The organism is Streptomyces glaucescens (genome assembly GCF_000761215.1).
GTDB lineage: Bacteria > Actinomycetota > Actinomycetes > Streptomycetales > Streptomycetaceae > Streptomyces > Streptomyces glaucescens_B.
In genome coordinates, this window is record NZ_CP009438.1 from 6975773 (window position 1) to 6993749 (window position 17977).

16 protein-coding genes are annotated in these 17977 nt (G+C 72.2%); 10 read left to right on the plus strand and 6 right to left on the minus strand.

The features are described from left to right. The first annotated feature begins 182 nt into the window (after window positions 1-182). Both SGLAU_RS30180 and SGLAU_RS30185 read left to right on the plus strand, forming a co-directional pair. The gene (locus tag SGLAU_RS30180) at window positions 183-635 is read left to right on the plus strand and encodes a hypothetical protein (RefSeq protein ID WP_043505734.1); all 453 of its coding nucleotides are present in this window, start codon (window positions 183-185) and stop codon (window positions 633-635) included. A 122-nt stretch (window positions 636-757) separates the two neighbouring features. Further along, window positions 758-1480 carry a class F sortase gene (locus SGLAU_RS30185; RefSeq protein ID WP_052413962.1) on the plus strand — a complete coding sequence of 241 codons (723 nt, stop codon included), beginning with the start codon at window positions 758-760 and terminating at the stop codon, window positions 1478-1480. A gap of 10 nt (window positions 1481-1490) precedes the next feature. On the opposite strand, the gene SGLAU_RS30190 is transcribed toward SGLAU_RS30185, so the two are convergent. Continuing rightward, a complete protein-coding gene (locus SGLAU_RS30190) occupies window positions 1491-2048 on the minus strand; it encodes a TetR/AcrR family transcriptional regulator (protein ID WP_043505736.1) in 558 nt (185 codons plus the stop codon). A gap of 98 nt (window positions 2049-2146) precedes the next feature. Between SGLAU_RS30190 and SGLAU_RS30195 the strand changes: the two genes are divergently transcribed. Then, a complete protein-coding gene (locus SGLAU_RS30195; RefSeq protein ID WP_043505737.1) occupies window positions 2147-3325 on the plus strand; it encodes an FAD-dependent monooxygenase in 1179 nt (392 codons plus the stop codon). Between the two features lie 137 nt (window positions 3326-3462). Then, a complete protein-coding gene (locus SGLAU_RS30200) occupies window positions 3463-4119 on the plus strand; it encodes a maleylpyruvate isomerase N-terminal domain-containing protein (protein WP_043505738.1) in 657 nt (218 codons plus the stop codon). Between the two features lie 96 nt (window positions 4120-4215). Here SGLAU_RS30200 and SGLAU_RS30205 read toward each other — a convergent pair whose 3' ends face one another. Next, window positions 4216-5232, minus strand: coding sequence for a LacI family DNA-binding transcriptional regulator (locus SGLAU_RS30205; protein WP_043505739.1), 1017 nt, complete (start codon window positions 5230-5232; stop codon window positions 4216-4218). Window positions 5233-5546: 314 nt separating this feature from the next. On the opposite strand from SGLAU_RS30205, the gene SGLAU_RS30210 reads away from it, so the two are divergent. The 4 genes from SGLAU_RS30210 to SGLAU_RS30225 all read left to right on the plus strand — a co-directional run bounded on the left by SGLAU_RS30210 (window position 5547) and on the right by SGLAU_RS30225 (window position 10311). Beyond that, on the plus strand, window positions 5547-6860 hold the full coding sequence (locus tag SGLAU_RS30210) for an ABC transporter substrate-binding protein (RefSeq protein ID WP_043505741.1): 1314 nt from the start codon (window positions 5547-5549) through the stop codon (window positions 6858-6860). A gap of 81 nt (window positions 6861-6941) precedes the next feature. Beyond that, the gene (locus SGLAU_RS30215; RefSeq protein WP_043505742.1) at window positions 6942-7892 is read left to right on the plus strand and encodes a carbohydrate ABC transporter permease; all 951 of its coding nucleotides are present in this window, start codon (window positions 6942-6944) and stop codon (window positions 7890-7892) included. A gap of 13 nt (window positions 7893-7905) precedes the next feature. Next, window positions 7906-8829: a carbohydrate ABC transporter permease gene (locus SGLAU_RS30220; RefSeq protein ID WP_043505743.1), complete on the plus strand. Its 924-nt coding sequence runs from the start codon at window positions 7906-7908 to the stop codon at window positions 8827-8829. 39 nt (window positions 8830-8868) lie between these two features. Then, window positions 8869-10311 (plus strand): GH1 family beta-glucosidase, encoded by a 1443-nt coding sequence (locus SGLAU_RS30225; protein WP_043505744.1) that lies wholly within the window; start codon window positions 8869-8871, stop codon window positions 10309-10311. 142 nt (window positions 10312-10453) lie between these two features. On the opposite strand, the gene SGLAU_RS30230 is transcribed toward SGLAU_RS30225, so the two are convergent. From SGLAU_RS30230 to rox, 3 genes are all read right to left on the minus strand, one after another. After that, entirely contained in the window at window positions 10454-11275 is an 822-nt protein-coding gene (locus SGLAU_RS30230; protein ID WP_043505745.1) for a MerR family transcriptional regulator, read from the minus strand. 145 nt (window positions 11276-11420) lie between these two features. Beyond that, on the minus strand, window positions 11421-12080 hold the full coding sequence (locus tag SGLAU_RS30235; protein WP_043505746.1) for a hypothetical protein: 660 nt from the start codon (window positions 12078-12080) through the stop codon (window positions 11421-11423). Window positions 12081-12482: 402 nt separating this feature from the next. Continuing rightward, complete coding sequence (gene rox / locus SGLAU_RS30240) at window positions 12483-13916, minus strand: rifampin monooxygenase (RefSeq protein ID WP_043505747.1); 1434 nt, start codon at window positions 13914-13916, stop codon at window positions 12483-12485. Window positions 13917-14189: 273 nt separating this feature from the next. On the opposite strand from rox, the gene SGLAU_RS30245 reads away from it, so the two are divergent. Beyond that, window positions 14190-14645, plus strand: a complete 456-nt coding sequence (locus SGLAU_RS30245) for a nuclear transport factor 2 family protein (protein ID WP_043505749.1) — start codon at window positions 14190-14192, stop codon at window positions 14643-14645. A gap of 102 nt (window positions 14646-14747) precedes the next feature. On the opposite strand, the gene proP is transcribed toward SGLAU_RS30245, so the two are convergent. Next, a complete protein-coding gene (proP, locus tag SGLAU_RS30250) occupies window positions 14748-16130 on the minus strand; it encodes a glycine betaine/L-proline transporter ProP (RefSeq protein WP_043505750.1) in 1383 nt (460 codons plus the stop codon). Window positions 16131-16539: 409 nt separating this feature from the next. Between proP and SGLAU_RS30255 the strand changes: the two genes are divergently transcribed. Beyond that, window positions 16540-17814 carry an alginate lyase family protein gene (locus SGLAU_RS30255; RefSeq protein ID WP_043505751.1) on the plus strand — a complete coding sequence of 425 codons (1275 nt, stop codon included), beginning with the start codon at window positions 16540-16542 and terminating at the stop codon, window positions 17812-17814. The last annotated feature ends 163 nt before the right edge of the window (window positions 17815-17977 follow it).

Genomic DNA, 17977 nt, shown 5'->3' on the forward strand with positions numbered 1-17977 from the left:
CGGCGTTCCGCCCGCTTCACGCCCCCGGCGACGTCATCCGCCCGGTGGTGTCCGGGCTCACCCGACTGATCGCCCCGAGTAGCGGCGGGCAGCCGACTGGCCGACGGTTGAGCACGTCGAGGGCCGGGTTGGTCAGCTGACCGAGTGCCAGCTGCCCGGCCGTCGGCGGAAGGAATCATCAGATGCGTTCTGCTCGCATGCTCGTGGCCGTCGCGGGGGCCTCGGCGGCCCTCGCCCTCGGCGCGCCCGGCGCCTACGCGGCCGTCGGCAACGGCTCGGACCACGGAGACTCCTCGTACAGCAAGGAGCACGAGAAGGACGGCGGCCACGACTCCGGCTCCTACAAGGACGGTGGCCACGACTCCGGCTCGTACAAGGACGGTGGCGAGGACTCGGGCTCGTACGAGGACGGCGGCCACGACTCCGGCTCCTACAAGGACGAGCACGACAAGGGCTCCTGGAAGGAGAAGGACGACTGGGGCGGTGACCACGAGAAGCCCCGCGGTGGTGTGCACACCGGAGGCGGCGCCCTCGCCGGGCCGTCGGTGAGCGCGGGCGGCATGGCCGTCCTCGCCGTCGCCGGCACCGGCCTGTACGCCATCCGCCGCAGGAAGGCGGCCGGCGGCGCGGCCTGACCCCGTGCCCGCTGCGATAGCCGCTGCGGCCGCCACGCGCGTGCCGCGTGGCGGCCCGGCCGGTGGCTCCCCCCGTCACCCTGTCCGATGCGCTGCCGTGCCCTAGCGAGGTGGTTTCCCCCATGCCGGCTGATTCACCCCGTCACGCCGATCACGACCCCGCCCCGGACGGGCAGAGATCGCGTGGCGGCGTGCTGCTGATGAGCGCCGCGGCCGTCCTGATCCTCGCCACGAGTCTGATCGGCCGGCACCAGACGCCGCCCGGCGCCCTCCCCGCGCCCCGGGACGTCGTGGCGTCCGCCGAGTCGGCTCCGCCCGCCGGACAGCCGGCCGGTGCTCACGAGACGGACCGGGAGGCCGGGCCGCCGCGGTCGCGGGGGACCGGGAAGTACCTGCCGCGTTCGAAGCCCGTTCGGCTGCTCATCCCGAAGATTTCGGTCGACGCCCCCTTCACCGAGCTGGGCATCGGCCCCAAGGGGCAGCTCGAAGCCCCGCCCGCCCACGACGTCAACCTCGTGGGCTGGCACGCCGACGGACCGTCGCCGGGGGAGGCCGGTACGTCGGTGATCGCCGGGCACGTCGACACGGTGACGTCCCCGGCCGTGTTCGTGAACCTCGGGGAGCTGAGGAAGGGCGACGTCTTCCACGTCGAGCGAGCCGACCGGCGCAGGGCGTCCTTCGTGGTCGACAGCGTCGAGACGTTCGACAAGGACCACTTCCCCGACGACCGGGTGTACGCCGACACCCCCGACGCCCAGGTCCGGCTCATCACCTGCGCCGGCGACTACGACCGTACGGTGAAGGACTACACCGACAACCTCGTGGTCTTCGCCCACCTGCGCTGAACCGGGCGGCTCAGCGCAGGGCCGCCGCCACGAGCCCGAGCACCTCCCGCTCACCGACCTCCCCGCCGTTGACGAGGCGGTCGAAGACGAGTCCGTCCACGCACGTCAGCAGCGTGACGGTGCGTTCCTCCGGGTGCGCGACGCCCCGCGCGGCGAGGAAGTCGTGCACGGCCGCGCGCGCCGCGTTCTCGCGCGGTACGAGGATGTCCCGCAGCTCGGGATGGCGGACGCTCTCGATGGCGCACGCGTAGCGGGCGAGGGTCCGCCGCCGGCCGTCCCCGGTGAGGCGCCGTTCGGCGAGGGCGGCGATACGGGCCGCCAGTTCGCCGGCGTCGCGCGGCACCGGAGCGGCCGCGCCCGCCGACTCCAGTTCGGCCTGGTCGAGGTCGACCAGCCGCCGGACCAGCGCGGTCAGCAGCGCCTGCCGGGTGCGGTAGTAGGCGGAGGTGGTGCCGGACGGCAGACCGGCGGCCCGGTCCACTGCGCGGTGGGTCAGTCCTCGTGTCCCCATGTCGGCGAGCACGCCGATGGCGGCGTCGGCGAGGAGGGTGCGTCGATCGGTGGCCACACCCTATTTCTACACCTGTAGAGGGCCCGCGCCGGTGTGCAGTACGCTCCTTCTACATCTGTAGAAGCCCGGTGGGGCGGACGGAAAGGGGGCCTGGCATGGGCGACGCCACTGCGGTGGTGGTCGGGGGCGGCATCGGAGGGCTGGCCACCGCCATCGGCCTGCGGCTCATCGGCTGGGACGTCACGGTCCTGGAACGCGCCGCCACCCTCGCCGACGCCGGCGCGGGCATCTCCCTGCACGCGAACGGGCTGCGTGCCCTGGACGCCCTCGGCGTCGGCGCGGCCGTACGCGCGGCGGCCCGCCCGCAGTACACGGGAGGCACCCGCACCCCCACCGGCCGCCGGCTGGCCCGGATGGACGGAGCGGCCCTGGAGCGCGAGCTGGGCACGCCCATCGTCGGCATCCCCCGCGCCGTCCTCCACCGGCTGCTGCGCGAGGCACTGCCCGCCCGGTGCCTGCTGGTCGGCGCCGAGGCCACCGCCGCGAACCACGCCGCCCGCGACCGAGTCACCGTCACCACCGGCGACAAGGCGCTGGACGCGGACCTGGTCGTGGCGGCCGACGGGGTCAACAGCCGGCTGCGCGCCGGGCTCTTCCCCCGCCACCCCGGCCCCGCCTACAGCGGCTCGACCGTGCTGCGCGCCATCACCGAGCACCCCGTCGACCTGGCGGACGACTTCGCGCTGACCTGGGGCCGTGGCGCGGAGTTCGGCCACATCGCCTTCACCGACGGCCGCGCCGAATGGCACGCGGTCCTCACCTCACCGCCCGGCATACGGCACGCCGACCCCCTGCGCGCGCTGCGCCGCCGCTTCCACGACTGGCACGATCCGATCCCCGCCCTGCTCGGCGCGACCCGGCCCGAGGCCGTCCTCCACCACGACATGTACGAACTGGCCACCCCCCTGCCCGCGTTCGTCTCCGGCCGGATCGCCCTCCTCGGCGACGCGGCCCACGCGATGACCCCGAACCTGGGCCAGGGCGCCTGCCAGGCCCTGGAGGACGCCGTCACCCTGACCGCCGCGCTCGCCACCGAACCCGCCGTCGACGCGGCACTGGCCCGCTACGACGCCGAACGCCGCCCCCGCAGCCAGTCCGTGGCACGCGCCGCCCGCCGGGCGGGCCGCCTGGGCCAGCAGCTCGCCCACCCGGCGGCCGTCGCGCTGCGCAACACGGCCATGCGGCTGGCCCCCTCCGGGGCGACGCTGCGGACCATCCTGCGACACGCGGCCTGGACGCCACCGGCCTTCGACCGGCCGCTGACCGGGCACTGACCAGCCACCGACCGGCCACCGACCGGCCCCGACCGGCCGACAGGGACGGGTCACGACCGACGGGCCCCCGGAACGGACCGAGGCGACCGCCCGGCGACACGCTTGTCCGTCTCCGGGCACCGCACTAGCGTGCCGACGTGGACCTCTTCTCACACTCATGGGCGGCGCTGCGCGGGGCCGTCGCGGAACTCGCGGACGAGGACTTCGCACAGCCGTCGGGCTGCGCCGGGTGGCTGGTCCGGGACCTGGTGTGCCATCTGGTCATCGACGCGCAGGACGTCCTGATCACCCTCGTCACCCCCACCACGAGGGAGCCGACCCGCGACGCCGTGACCTACTGGGAGGTCACCCGCACACCGCCCTCCGGTGCGGACCCGCTCGACGCGCTGACGGTCCGGCTGGCCGCCGCCTACCAGGATCCGGGCCTGCTCACCTTCCACCTCGACGACGTCGGTTCCGCCGCCGGCCGCGCCGCCGAACTCGCCGATCCGGCCCTCCGGGTGGAGACCCGCGGCCAGGCCCTCACCGCGGGCGACTACCTCGGCGCGTACGTCCTGGAGTGGACACTGCACCACCTCGACCTGACCGCACACCTCCCGCACGTCGCGGGGCCGCCCGCGGAAGGGCTCGCCCGGTCCCGGGAGATGCTGGAGAGGATCGCCGGAACCGGCTTCCCCGCGGCCTTCTCCGACACGACGGCACTGCTGGTCGGCACCGGGCGCCGCGCGGCGACCGAGACGGAGCGGGCCGAACTGGGCGAGACAGCCGGGAGACTCCCGCTCGTCCTCGGGTGACGGCCCGGCCGCCGTTCCCGCCCGCCCCGGCGCAGCCCCCGGAGGCTCCCCACCCCGCGAAGACCTGGATGCCCCGGGCGGCAGTGAGCGACGCCCCTAGGACGACTCGCGCACCACCAGCTCGGTGGGAAGCGTCAGTCGCTGGGCGGAGCGGCCGGCTCCGGTGATCTCGTCGAGGAGGATCCGCGCCATCGTCCGGCCGAGTTCCTCCACGGGCTGGCGGACCGTGGTCAGCGGCGGGTTCGTGTGGCGGGCGAGCACGGAGTCCTCGAAACCGACGACGGCGACGTCGTCCGGCACCCGCCGTCCCTGGCGGCGCAGTTCGGCCAGGGCGCTGACGGCCATGAGGTCGGACGCGGCGAACACGGCGTCGAGATCCGGCGCACGTTCAAGAAGCGAACGCATCGCGCGGCGTCCGCCCTCCTCGGTGAAGTCGCCCACCTCGACGAGGGATTCGTCGGCGGGGACCCCGGCCTCGCGGTGGGCGTCGTGCCAGCCGGCGAGCCGGCTGCGGCCGACGTCCATGTCGAGCGGCCCGGCGACGGTGGCGATCCGCCGCCGGCCGCGCTCCAGCAGATGCCGGACCGCGGCGGCGGCGCCCCCGGCGTTGTCGGAGGTGACGTGACTCAGCCGCTCCCGCTCGTCCCGCCGCCCGGCCAGGACCGTGGGCAGACCCAACTCCTCCAGCAGACCGGGGAGTTGGTCGTGGGCGTGGACCGAGACCAGCAGGACGCCGTCGACCCGGCGGGTCGCGACGGACGCGGTGAGCTGGTCCCGTTCGGCCCGGTCGCGCACCAGCATCAGCTGGAGCTGGGTCCGGGTCTCGAAGAGCGCGCCGCTCACGCCGCGGATGAGCGCGGCGAAGAAGGGTTCCGAGCCGAGCCGGCTCTCCGACTCCGGGATGACCAGGGCGACCGCGTTGGTGCGGTTGGTGACGAGCCCGCGGGCCACCGAGTTGGGAACGTAGTTCAGCTCCTTGATCGCCGCCAGGACCCGGGCGCGCGCGTCGGCGCTGACGAGTTCGGAGCCGTTGATGACGCGGGAGACCGTGGTCCTTCCCACCCCGGCGTGGGCGGCGACCGTCTTGATCGTGGGGCGGCGGTTCCCTGGCATGTGCTCCTCCCGGCGGCGGCCGCGACGGCACCTGCCGCGGACGTGACCAGCGGCAATTGTGGCAGACCCCGGGGCGGGGACAGCACCGGTCCGGCAGTCGCGAGGCGAACGGCCGACCCCGGCGGGGGCGCGAATTGTTTTCAAGTCATTGACATAGCCGGGCGCTGCCACGAGTCTTCACTCCACTGGTGGGCACGTTCCCACCCTCAAGTGGGAACGTGCCCACCTACAAAAGTCACCCGCCGTAGTCATCGGCGCACTCGCCGCACCCCTCGCTCCGGTGCGTCTCGTGCCGCCCCTTGGAGGAACACACCATGGCAACCCTGCACAGCTCCTCGCGCAGAAGAACCGTCGCGGCCCTCGCCACCGCCGGGGCGCTCTCGCTGGCCGTCGGCTGCAGCGGCAGCGACGAGTCCGCGACCGGCGGAGGCAAGAAGGACGGCAAGGTCGTCATCACCATGGGCATGTACGGGGTGATGGGCTTCAAGGAGACCGGCCTGCTGGAGCAGTACGAGAAGGAGAACCCGAACGTCGACATCAAGGCCGAGATAGCCGGCGACGAGCAGACGTACTACACGGCGCTCCAGACCCGGCTCGCCGGCGGCAAGGGCCTGAAGGACATCCAAGGCATCGAGATCGGCCGCGCCAAGGAGATCGTCGACACCCAGGCCGACAAGTTCGCGGACTTCGCCGACGTGCCGGGCACCGACCACTTCCTGCCGTGGAAGCAGTCCCAGATCACCACCGAGGACGGCAAGGTGCTGGGCCTCGGCACCGACATCGGCCCGATGGCCGTCTGTTACCGCAAGGACTACTTCGAGCAGGCGGGACTGCCCACCGACCGCGAGGAGGTCGCCAAGCTGTGGGAGGGCGACTGGAAGAAGTACGTCGAGGTCGGCCGCACCTTCAAGAAGGACTTCAAGGGCGGTGACGTGGCGTACATGGACGCGGCCAGCGGCCTGTTCAACGCCATGGTCTACGGCTACCCCGAGCAGTACTACAACGCCGAGGGCGACCTGATCTACGACAAGAACCCGGCCGTCAAGGAGGCCTGGAACCTCGCCGCCGACGCGGCCGAGGCCGGTCTGACCGCCAAGCTCCGCCAGTTCCAGCCCGGCTGGGACCCGGGCCTGGCCAACGGCACGTTCGCCACCGCCGTCTGCCCGGCCTGGATGCTGGGCCACATCGGCGAGAAGGCGGGCGAGGCCAACAAGGGCAAGTGGGACGTCGCCAAGGCACCGAAGGGCGCCAACTGGGGCGGTTCCTTCCTCGGCGTGGTCGAGCAGAGCCCGGTCAAGGAGGAGGCCAAGAAGCTCGTCGCCTGGCTGACCGCGCCGGAGCAGCAGGCCCACATCTTCAAGAAGCAGGGCAGCGTCCCCTCCTCGCAGCAGGCCCTGGAGAGCCCCGAGGTCAAGCAGGTCACCTCGGAGTACTTCGACAACGCCCCGATCGGCGAGATCTTCGGCGCCGCGGCCCAGGAGATCCCCGACAAGCAGGTCCTCGGCCGTAAGGACGGCACCATCAAGGACACCTTCTCGCAGGGCCTGACGCTGATCGAGCAGCAGGGCACCGCACGCGACGAGGCGTGGGAGACCACCGCGGAGCGCATCGAGAAGGCGGTCGGCTGACCGTCGCGCCCGCACCGCCACCCGGGTCCGCGTCCGCCGGCGGGCCCGGGCCCCGGCTCACTCCGTACGCTCCAGGAAGGAATCCCTGCGGTGGCCACCTCCACCACCCACGCCCGACGCCGCGGCGCGCTGCTGCACCGCATCGACGTCAAGGGCGCCCCGTACGCGTTCGTCGCGCCGTTCTTCGTCGTCTTCGCCGCCTTCAGCTTCTACCCCCTCGTCTACACGTCGTGGATCTCCCTGCACCGGGTCGAACTGGCCACCCTGGACGTCATGGAGTGGGTGGCGTTCGACAACTACGTCGAGCTGTGGAACGACAGCCGGTTCTGGAACGCGCTGGGGAACACCATCACCATCGGCGTCATCTCCACGGTGCCGCAGCTGCTGATGGCGCTCGGCCTGGCCCACCTGCTCAACTACCGGATGCGCGGCTCGCTGTTCTTCCGCGTCGCCTCGCTCGTGCCGTACGCCACCTCGGTCGGTGCCGCCGCCCTGGTCTTCACCATGCTCTTCGAGCGCGACTTCGGGATGATCAACTGGGCGCTCGGCGCGGTCGGTCTCGACCCGGTGGACTGGGAGGCCGACAAGTGGCCCGCCCAGATCGCGATCTCCACCATCGTGATCTGGCGCTGGACCGGTTACAACGCACTGCTCTACCTGGCCGCCATGCAGGCCATCCCCGCCGACCGCTACGAGGCCGCCGCCATCGACGGCGCCTCCCGCTGGAAGCAGTTCACCCACGTCACCGTGCCGGGGATCCGCTCCACCATCGTCTTCACCATCGTGCTCTCCACGATCGGCGCCACCCAGCTCTTCGGTGAGCCGCTGATCTTCGGCCAGGGGCCCAACGGGGTGTCCGGCGGCGCCGACAACCAGTACCAGACGCTCGGGCTGCTGCTGTACGAGGAGGGCTGGAAGAACTACCAGATGGGCCGCTCGGCGACCGTCGCCTGGGCGATGTTCCTGCTGCTCGTCCTCGTCTTCGTGGCACAGCGCCTGATCCGGCGTCTGCGCTCGGCCCGAACGTCCTGACCAGGAGCCCGCAATGACCACCGAAAGCCTCCCGGTCCGGGCGGACGCCCCGGTCCGGACCCCCGCCAGGAAGACCACCACCCGCGGTGGCCGCCGGCTGCTGCGCCAGGGCGCCGGACGCCAGCACCACGCCGGACCGCTCTCCTACGTCCTCCTCGCGATCACCGCGATCCTGTCGATCTTCCCGCTGTACTGGACGATGGTGGCGGCCTCCACCGACAACACCCGCGTCAGCCAGACCCCGCCGCCCTTCCTGCCCGGCCCGAACCTGTTCAGCAACCTCGCCCGCGCCTGGGACGAGGCGGCGATGGGCAAGGCCATGATCAACAGCACCATCGTGGCCGGGGTCATCGCCCTGTCCACGGTGATGTTCGCGACGCTCGCCGGGTTCGCCTTCGCCAAGCTCCGCTTCAAGGGCCGCAACGTCCTGCTCATGCTGGTGATCGGTACCATGATGGTGCCGCCGCAGCTCGGTGTCGTCCCGCTGTTCATGATGATGTCGGAGCTGGGCTGGTCTCAGCAGCTCCCCGCGGTCATCTTCCCGACCCTGGTGAGCGCGGTCGGCGTCTTCTTCATGCGCCAGTACCTGTCCGAGGCGCTGCCGGACGAACTGGTCGAGGCCGGCCGCGTCGACGGCGCGCACTCGCTGCGGATCTTCTGGAGCATCGTGCTGCCGGTCGCCCGCCCCGCGATGGCCGTGCTGTTCATGATCACGTTCGTGCACGCCTGGAACGACTTCTTCTGGCCGTTCGTGGTGCTCGACATGACCAACCCGACCGTGCCCGTCGCCCTCACCCAGCTCAGCGCCGGCTACATCCGCGACCAGTCCCTGATCATGGCGGGCGCGCTGCTCGGCACCCTGCCCCTGCTGGTGATGTTCATCGTCTTCGGCCGGCAGATCGTCAGCGGCATCATGCAGGGCGCCGTCAAGGGCTGAGTCCCGTCCCCCCACCCCTCCTCACCCGAAAGGACCTCCGTGGTCACCGCAGCACAGCAGCAGACCGCGTCCGCCCCGGACGCCTCCCGCACCTTCCCGAGAGGCTTCCTCTGGGGCACCGCGACCGCCGCGTACCAGATCGAGGGCGCCGCCGCCGAGGACGGCCGCACCCCGTCCATCTGGGACACCTACGCCCGCACCCCGGGCCGGGTGCGCAACGGCGACACCGGTGACATCGCCACCGACCACTACCACCGGTGGCGCGAGGACGTCGCCCTCATGGCCGAACTCGGCGTCGGCGCCTACCGCTTCTCCCTCGCCTGGCCGCGCATCCAGCCCACCGGCCGCGGCCCCGCCGTGCAGAAGGGACTGGACTTCTACCGGCGTCTCGTCGACGACCTGCTGGACAAGGGCATCCAGCCCGTCGCCACCCTCTACCACTGGGACCTGCCGCAGGACCTGGAGGACGCGGGCGGCTGGCCGGAACGGGTCACCGCCGAACGGTTCGCCGAGTACGCCGCCCTCGCCGCCGACGCCCTCGGCGACCGGGTACGGACCTGGACCACCCTCAACGAGCCCTGGTGCAGCGCCTTCCTCGGCTACGCCTCCGGCGTGCACGCGCCCGGCCGCACCGACCCGGTGGCCGCGCTGCGCGCCGCCCACCACCTCAACCTCGGCCACGGTCTGGCCGTACAGGCCCTGCGCGACCGGCTCCGCGCGGACGCCCGCTGCTCGGTCACCCTCAACATCCACCACGTCCGCCCCCGCACGGGCAGCGACGAGGACGCCGACGCCGCCCGCCGGATCGACGCCCTGGCCAACCGGGTCTTCACCAGCCCGATGCTGCGCGGCGCCTACCCGGAGGACCTGTTCAAGGACACCGCCGCGCTGACCGACTGGTCGTTCGTCCGCGACGGCGACCTGGCGGCGGCCCACCAGCCGCTGGACTTCCTCGGCGTCAACTACTACTCGCCCACCCTCGTCTCCCGGGCCGACGGCAGCGGCACCCACTCCGCCGACGGGCACGGCAGGAGCGCGTACAGCCCGTGGCCGGGCGCCGACGACGTCGCCTTCCACCAGCCGCCGGGCGACACCACCGCCATGGGCTGGGCCATCGACCCGAGCGGACTGTACGAGCTGCTGCGGCGGCTGTCGTCCGACTTCCCGCACCTGCCGCTGGTCATCACCGAGAACGGCGCGGCCTTCCACGACTACGCCGACCCCGAGGGCAACGTCAACGACCCGGAGCGGATCGACTACCTCCGCGGCCACCTGGCCGCCGTGCACGACGCGATCAGGGACGGCGCCGACGTGCGCGGCTACTTCCTCTGGTCGCTGCTGGACAACTTCGAATGGGCCCACGGATACAGCAAGCGCTTCGGCGCCGTGTACGTGGACTACCCGACCGGTACGCGCATCCCCAAGGCCAGCGCACGCTGGTACGCCCAGGTCGCGCGCACCGGCGTCCTCCCCGGCGCCTGATCCGGCCGGACGCTCGGGAGGGGGCCCCGGGAGAGCCGGAGGCCCTCCCGGAGCGCCCGCGTCCCGACGACGCCGGGGCCGTCGGCACGGCGGCCCGGCGTCCTCACCACGCCCGCCGGGGCGGGGCGGCCCGATGCGCCGGTCAGTCCTGGGCGACCGGCGCCTGGAGTTCCGTCACCCAGTCGGCACGGTTCTCGGGGCACTCCAGGGTGACCTCACGGGGGTATCCCGTGGTCCGGTAGCCGTGGGTGTCGATCCAGTGGGCGAGCGTCTGGGCCGTCGGCAGTACGGCGTCCATCGAGCCGCGGTGCACGATGGTCGCCGCCCGGTCGAGCGCGGGCAGGTCGAGGACCCGGAAGTCGCCGTCGCCCAGCGGCGCGGAGACCTGGACGGCGGCGTGGACCCTGATCCTGCCGCCGCCCTCCGGCGCGTCCTCGTAGGAGGCGATACCGGGCCCGGTGGGGGTGACGCCGGCCGCGTCCAGGAGCCGGAACAGCTCGTCGTAGAGGGGGCCGATGACGGGGCCGATGTGCTCCGGTTCGTAGCTCTCGGCGGTCGCGGTCAGCTCGGCCACCCGTACGGCGGGAACGCTCTTGACGACGACGTCGTTCGTGGGCATGTGCCCCTCGCTCTCGATCGCTCGGAGCCTCGCCTCGACCTGGACCAGCCGCGCCCGTGCCGCCGCCATGTCCGTCTCCAGTTCGGCCCGGCGCAGGCGCAGCATGCCCCGCAGTTCCCCGGCGCCGACCTTCTCGTCCAGGATGTCCCCGACCTGCTGGAGGGTGAAGCCGAGGTCCTTGAGCGCGATGACGCGGTTGAGGCGGGCCAGTTGGGCGGCCGTGTAGTACCGGTAGCCGCTGACGGGATCGACATGGGCGGGACGCAGCAGCCCGGTGGCGTCGTAGTGACGCAGCATCCGGACCGAGACGCGACCGTGGCGGGCGAAGTCTCCGATGGTGAACATGATGTCTCCGAGCTGACCGCCTGACACGGTGTGAGGGTCAAGGCCGGTACGCCCGCCGCGGGGAAGGGAGCCGGGGAGAGGAGTCGGGGAAGGGGGCGATCCGTCCTGCGCGCCGCCCTGCCGGGCACGGGCGGCGCGGCAGGTGTCACGCGGTCTGTTCGGGCCGCTCGCCGGCCTCGGGCTGCGCGGACTGCGGTGCGGACGGGGCGGCGGAGGCGTCGGCCGCCGTGTAGTAGACCGAGGTGCCCTGCTTGGTGCGCTGGGCCTGGCCCTTCGCCACGAGTGCTTCGAGCGTGGTGCGCACGACGGCCGTCTTGATGTTCCGCCCGGGGTGGGACTCGCCGAGGGCGGAGGCGACCTCCGCGGCCGAGCGGGGCTCCCTGAGTTCGCCGAGGTGGCCCCGGACGAGGTCGACGAGTGTCGGCTGGTCCGGCTTGCGGGCGGCGGCCGGTGCCTTGCGGGCGGCCGGCTTGGCCGCCTTCGCGTCAGCGGGCGCGGCCTGCGCCTTCTTGCCCCGTGCCCGCTTCGTTCCCGCGGACGCGGAGGACTTCTTGCGGGGAGCGGGCACGGCGACCGGGTCGGCCGCCGGTTCCGGGGTGGCGGGGGCGGCCGGCGCGAGACCGAGCGCCTGCTGCATGGTGACGAGCACGGCGTGGTCGCGCTGCAGTACCGCAAGCTGTTCCTGGAGGGCGTCGATCTCCGAGCTGATGCGCTTCTGTTCCTCGGTGTTGCGTTCGAGGTCGGTCGTCACCTGGGCGGCGTACTGCGACGCCAGGTCGCTGGGGGCCGTGGTGTTCTCGGGCATGACGGTTGAACCTTTCCTCGGCTGCGGCACGGCCTGCGCGCGCAGGCGGGTAGCGCCGAGAGCGTCTCTCGACGCGCTGCTGGTCAGTTGGCCGCACATGCTGCCATGCAGCGTGGGATAGCGATAGTACGGCCAGGACCTGGTTGTCGCGGGGAGCGCCGAGCCGAGACAACCCTTCAGTGTCCGCGCGGCGGTTCGCAGCGGCCTGCCGCCGGGGACGGGCCGCCGGTCGCGCCGATAAGGGGACTTCTGTGCGAACACGGTCCGCTCCACCTCGCGAACCAGGTGCGGCAGTGCCGTACACGAAGAGGCGCCGGTGCCAACTCGCCTGCATTGCAGCCCAGTTGAGTCGCTGAGGCTGCGCTGCCGGCCGGGCGTGGGGCGCCCGTCGCCCGGTGCGGCTCAGCCGGCGGTACCGAACCACCGGGCCAGCCGGTCCTCCAGGTCCCGCTGGTCCGCGCCGACCCACGCCACATGACCGTCCGGACGCAACAGCACCGCGGGCACGTCGAGTTCCTCGCAGGCGTCGACGACATGGTCGACCCGGTCCGCCCAGCCCGCCACCGAGAGGCGGCCGGTCCGGTCGAGCAACAGCCCGCGGCCCCGGTGCGTCAGCTCGTACAGGCGCCCCCGCTCAAGGGCCACGTCCCGCAGGCGCCGGCCCAGCAGTTCATGGCCCTCACCGAAGTCGTAGCGCACTCCGACAGCGGTGATCATCTCGGTCACGTAGCGGTTCACCTCCTCGAAGTCCAGCAGCTTCGAGAACAGTCCCCGCAACGCCGTCGACCTGGGATCGTCCCCCATCAGCGCCATCTGCGCACGCGTGTTGGACAGCACCTGCGCACCGACCGGGTGACGTTCCGAGTGGTAGGTGTCCAGCAGCCCCTCCGGCGCCCAGCCGTTCACCTCGGCGGCCAGCTTCCAGCCGAGGTTGAACGCGTCCTGGACGCCCAGGTTGAGCCCCTGCCCACCGGCCGGCGGGTGGACGTGCGCCGCGTCGCCGGCCAGCAGCACCCGGCCGACCCGGTAGCGCTCGGCCTGCCGGGTGGCGTCACCGAACCGGGACAGCCAGCGCGGTGAGTGCACTCCGAAGTCGGTGCCGGCGTACGCCCGCAGCTGCCGCCTGAAGTCGTCGAGCGTCGGCGGCGCCGTCCGGTCCCCGGACACCCCTTCGGCGGGTACGACGATGCGGTACACCCCCTTGTTCCCGTCCACGTCGGGGATGGCACCGAACCGCAGCTGGGTCTTGCGGACCTCCTCGACGGCGGCGGCGATCGTCGCCGCGTCCTCGGTCACCTCCATGTCCCCCAGGAGCGTCTCGACCTCCGCGGGTTCGCCGGGGAAACCGACTCCCAGCTGCTTGCGCACCGTGCTGCGGCCGCCGTCGCAGCCGACGAGGTAGCGCGAGCGCAGCCGTGTGCCGTCGGTCAGTTCGGCCGTCACACCGTGCTCGTCCTGGCTCAGCACGGCCAGTTCGCAGCCGCGCCGGATCTCGGCGCCGAGTTCGACGGCGCGCTCGGTGAGCAGCCGCTCGGTGTCGGTCTGCGCGGTCGCGAGGCCGTAGGGGTGCGCGGTGTCCAGCCGGTCGGGCCACGGTTTGGCCATGCCGGCGAAGAGACCGCCCACCTTGAACTGTTCGCTGACCGCGAGGAACCGGTCGAGCAGCCCCCGCTGGTCCATCACCTCGACGCTGCGCGTGTGCAGGCCCCGCCCCCGGGACTGCCGGGTCGGCTCCGTCAGCTTCTCCAGCATGAGCGCGCGCACGCCGTGCAGCCGGAGTTCGCAGGCCAGCATGAGGCCGGTCGGTCCGGCACCGACAATGATCACGTCGATCACGAGAATCCCATTTCTGCAGGTCCCTGGCTTCAGGCCGGCGATTCTGCGGCATCACGGGGGCCTTGCCGCAAGCCCCCCGGTGCGCTATAAGTTGAGAGTGGCGAGGAGTGCGGACGACTCCTTGCCTTCTTTTTTGCCCTCGTGCCGAGGCGCCGTGCCCCGTCGGCCGAAGGCGCTCCGCGCTCATTACCCGAGGGGTAATCGACCGTTCGCCCCGCGTCGCGCAGGATCGTCACAGCAACCCCGACCGGCCGCAGCAGCGAGGAGAGCGCCATGTCCGTGAAGAGCACCGTTACCGAGGCGTCGTCGGCCCCCCAGCAGACGGTCGCGGAGGCCACCCGGGCCGTCGTGGAAGAGTTCCTCGCGGCCCGGCTGGCCGGGGACACCGCGAAACTCGTCCGGCTCTTCGCCGACGAAGTCGACTGGCAGCTCGCCGAGAACCCCGGCGTGCCGTGGATCCGCCCGCGGTCCACCGCCGCCGAGTGCGCCGCGCAGGCCGAGGAGCTGACGGCGTACACCGTGCCCGAGGACGCGCGTGCCTCCGTCCACACGTTCCTCGTCGACGGGACCGACGCCGTGCTGGCGGGACACCTGTCGGGCACCGTACGGGCGACGGGGAAGTCCTTCGAGGGGCCGTTCGCGCTGCACCTGACCGTCGAGAACGGCCGCATCACCCGGCACCACCTCTACGAGAACAGCCGGTCGATCGCCGAGGCCTGCGCCCCGTAGGGCGAACGCGGAACCGCCCGCCGCCCCTCGGTCACTGCCGAGGGGCGGCGGGCGGGCCGTTCGCGGTGGCGGCTGCGGCGGCCGGCTCCGAGGACCGGTCGCTCAGCTCCTCGGGGCCTCGACCGAGGGCGCCGAACCCGGCAGCGGGCGACCGGCCGACTCGGCCATGCGCCACACCGCGAAACCGCCGATGACGGCGGCGGCCATCATGTAGTAGGCGGGCATCATCATGTCGCCGGTCGCACCGATCAGGGCCGTGACCACCAGCGGGGTCGTGCCGCCGAACAGGGACACGGACACGTTGAAGCCGATCGACAGGGAACCGTAGCGGACCCGGGTCGGGAACAGCGCGGGAAGCGCCGCCGGCATGGCCGCGGTGAAGCAGACCAGCAGCAGGCCCAGTGCGCCCATGCCCAGGCCGACGGCGGCCAGACTGCCGTCCCGGATCAGCAGCAGCGCGGGGACGGACAGGAACAGGAAGCCCGCGCAGCCCACCGCGATCACCGGACGGCGGCCGACCCGGTCGGTCAGCGCGCCCACGAACGGCTGCGCGATCATCATCAGCGCCATGACGGCCAGGACCACCAGCAGGCCGTGCGTCGCGTCGTAGTGCAGCTCACTGGTCAGATAGCTGGGCATGTACGACAGCAGCATGTAGTCGGTCACGTTGAAGACCAGCACCAGGCCGACGCAGAGCAGCAGCGCCCGCCACTGGCCGGCGACCATCTCCCGCAGCGGCACCTTGGGCCGGGCGGCCTCGGCCTTCTCCACCTCGGCCGCGAAGGCCGGGGTCTCCTCCAGGCGCATCCGCAGGTACAGGCCGATGAGGCCCATGGGGCCCGCGATCAGGAACGGCAGCCGCCAGCCCCACGACAGCAGGTCGTCGGCCGACAGCACGGCCGTCAGCAGTGTCACCAGTCCGGCGCCGCCGATGTACCCGGCGAGCGTCCCGAACTCCAGCCAGCTGCCGAGGAAGCCGCGCCGCTTGTCGGGGGCGTACTCGGCGATGAACGTGGACGCGCCCGCGTACTCGCCGCCGGTGGAGAAGCCCTGGACCAGCCGGGCCGCCAGCAGCAGGACGGGCGCGCCCACGCCGATCGCCGCGTACGACGGGATCAGGCCGATGGCGAAGGTGCCCGCCGCCATCATGATCATGGTCAGGGCGAGGACCTTCTGCCGGCCGACGCGGTCGCCGAGCGGTCCGAAGACCATGCCGCCGAGCGGACGGACCAGGAAGGCCGCGGCGAAGGCGCCGAACGTGGACAGCAGCTGTGCGGTGGGATTGCCCGAGGGGAAGAAGACCTTGCCGAGCGTGACCGCGATGTAGCTGTAGACACCGAAGTCGAACCATTCCATGGCGTTGCCCAGCGCTGCCGCCTTGGCGGCGCGCTTGACCAGCGCGGGGTCGGTGACCGTGGCGTCGGGGGTGTGCGCGTGGCGGGTCTGCGGTGCGGACGGGGGAGCGGCGACTGTCGCGGTCGACAAGAGTTCGCTCGCCTGCCTTTCGTCGGGAACAGGGACGGGTCCGCGCGGCGACGCTGTCGGCGGGCCGAAAAGCGACGATAGGTGCCGTTCACCCCGTGACGCAGCGTGAGACTCGCGCGACGCGGTGTCCCGAAAGGGCGTGTCACCAGGCATGACCGCCCCGCCCGCGACGGCTGTTTCCCGATCTCCGTGTGAGTCATCTCGCGCCCGGAGGGGCGGTGGCGCCGGTGGCGCGGCCGACGGTGGCGGGGCTGCCGCGCGGCGCGCGAGGCCGCCTTCCGCCCGGCGCGCATGCAGGTCCAGACCTTGACGTGCCCATGGCGCGCGGCTAGCTTCCGGAATCAGCCGCCATTCACGCACTCAAGCATCGATCACGTATGTGAACGCGATGCCGACGGAAAGGCCCCCCATGCGCGCCGGAGTCCTCAAACCCACCCTCCTCGCCGCGGCCGGCGCCCTCCTGGCGGGTGTCCTCGCGGCACCGGCCGCGGCCGGCCGGCCCGCCCCGGCTCCCGCCGCCCGGACCGCGCCGGCGGCCCTCGGGACGGCCGCGCCCGCCCGCGACACGGCCGAGCCCGTCATCCCCGCCTCGCAGGCCGCCCCCGCCGCCTTCACCCACCCGGGCGTGGGGGTCAGCCGTGCCCAGCTCGACACCCTGCGCACCCGTGTCGGCGCGGGCACCGCCCCGCAGGCCGCCGCCTTCGGGCAGATGATGAACTCGCGGTACGCCTCCCTCGCGTACACGCCGCACCCGCGCGCGGTCGTCGAATGCGGCTCGTACTCCAACCCCGACAACGGCTGCACGGACGAACGCCAGGACGCCATCGCCGCGTACACCCACGCGCTGGCCTGGTACGTCACCCGCGACACCGCCCACGCCGCCAAGGCGATCCAGATCATGGACGCCTGGTCGGCCACCATCCGTGACCACACCAACAGCAACGCGCCGCTGCAGACCGCCTGGGCCGCCTCCTCCTGGCCCAAGGCCGCCGAGATCATCAAGCACGCCTACGGCGCCTGGCCGAACGCCGGCCGCTTCGCCACCATGCTCCGCACCGTGTACCACCCGGAGATACGGAACGGCTCGAACTCCAACGGCAACTGGGAGCTGAGCATGACCCAGGCGATGATCGGCATCGGCGTCTTCCTCGACGACAAGGACGTCTACGACCACGCCGTGGCCCTCTTCCGCAACCGCGTGCCCGCTTACGTCTACCTGACCTCCGACGGCGCCCTGCCCCGCACCAAGCCGGGCGACGGACGTGACACCCGGGACGAGATCATCGCCTACTGGCACCGCCAGACCACGTTCGTGAACGGGCTGTCCCAGGAGACCTGCCGCGACTTCACGCACACCGGTTACGGCATCGCGGCCATGGCCCAGGTCGCCGAGACCTCCCGGATCCAAGGCCAGGACCTCTACCCGGAGTTCGGCGAGCGGATCCGGCACGCCCTCGGCTTCCACGCCACGTACGAACGGAACGACCCGCCGTCCTGGCTGTGTGGCGGCACCGTCGAGCGCGGTCTCGGCCCCGTCACGGAGATCGGCTACAACGCCCTGCACAACCGCCTCGGCAACGCCATGACCAACACCCGGACGTACACCCTGGCCCGGCGACCGATGGGGACGAACAACCTCTTCGTCGCCTGGGAGACGCTCACGCACGGCGACAACCCCTCCTGACGGAGCGGCGGAGCGGGCGGGGCGGGCCGTGCGGGGGCGCGGCCCGCCCAGGATTTTGCCAGGGCATTGACAAAAGCAAGACGCCTCGTCACAGTGCAAGTGACTCTCACCCGCACGCAATTCTCGTGTGCGACTCATGTAATTCACCGTGAAAGAGCACCGC

Excerpts from the sequence above, each read along its gene's own strand:
- SGLAU_RS30180 (WP_043505734.1), top strand. The coding sequence starts at position 183 with ATGCGTTCTGCTCGCATGCTCGTGGCCGTCGCGGGGGCCTCGGCGGCC.
- SGLAU_RS30185 (WP_052413962.1), top strand. The coding sequence starts at position 758 with ATGCCGGCTGATTCACCCCGTCACGCCGATCACGACCCCGCCCCGGAC.
- SGLAU_RS30195 (WP_043505737.1), top strand. The coding sequence starts at position 2,147 with ATGGGCGACGCCACTGCGGTGGTGGTCGGGGGCGGCATCGGAGGGCTG.
- SGLAU_RS30205 (WP_043505739.1), bottom strand. The coding sequence starts at position 5,232 with ATGCCAGGGAACCGCCGCCCCACGATCAAGACGGTCGCCGCCCACGCC.
- SGLAU_RS30210 (WP_043505741.1), top strand. The coding sequence starts at position 5,547 with ATGGCAACCCTGCACAGCTCCTCGCGCAGAAGAACCGTCGCGGCCCTC.
- SGLAU_RS30220 (WP_043505743.1), top strand. The coding sequence starts at position 7,906 with ATGACCACCGAAAGCCTCCCGGTCCGGGCGGACGCCCCGGTCCGGACC.
- SGLAU_RS30230 (WP_043505745.1), bottom strand. The coding sequence starts at position 11,275 with ATGTTCACCATCGGAGACTTCGCCCGCCACGGTCGCGTCTCGGTCCGG.
- SGLAU_RS30235 (WP_043505746.1), bottom strand. The coding sequence starts at position 12,080 with ATGCCCGAGAACACCACGGCCCCCAGCGACCTGGCGTCGCAGTACGCC.
- SGLAU_RS30245 (WP_043505749.1), top strand. The coding sequence starts at position 14,190 with ATGTCCGTGAAGAGCACCGTTACCGAGGCGTCGTCGGCCCCCCAGCAG.
- SGLAU_RS30255 (WP_043505751.1), top strand. The coding sequence starts at position 16,540 with ATGCGCGCCGGAGTCCTCAAACCCACCCTCCTCGCCGCGGCCGGCGCC.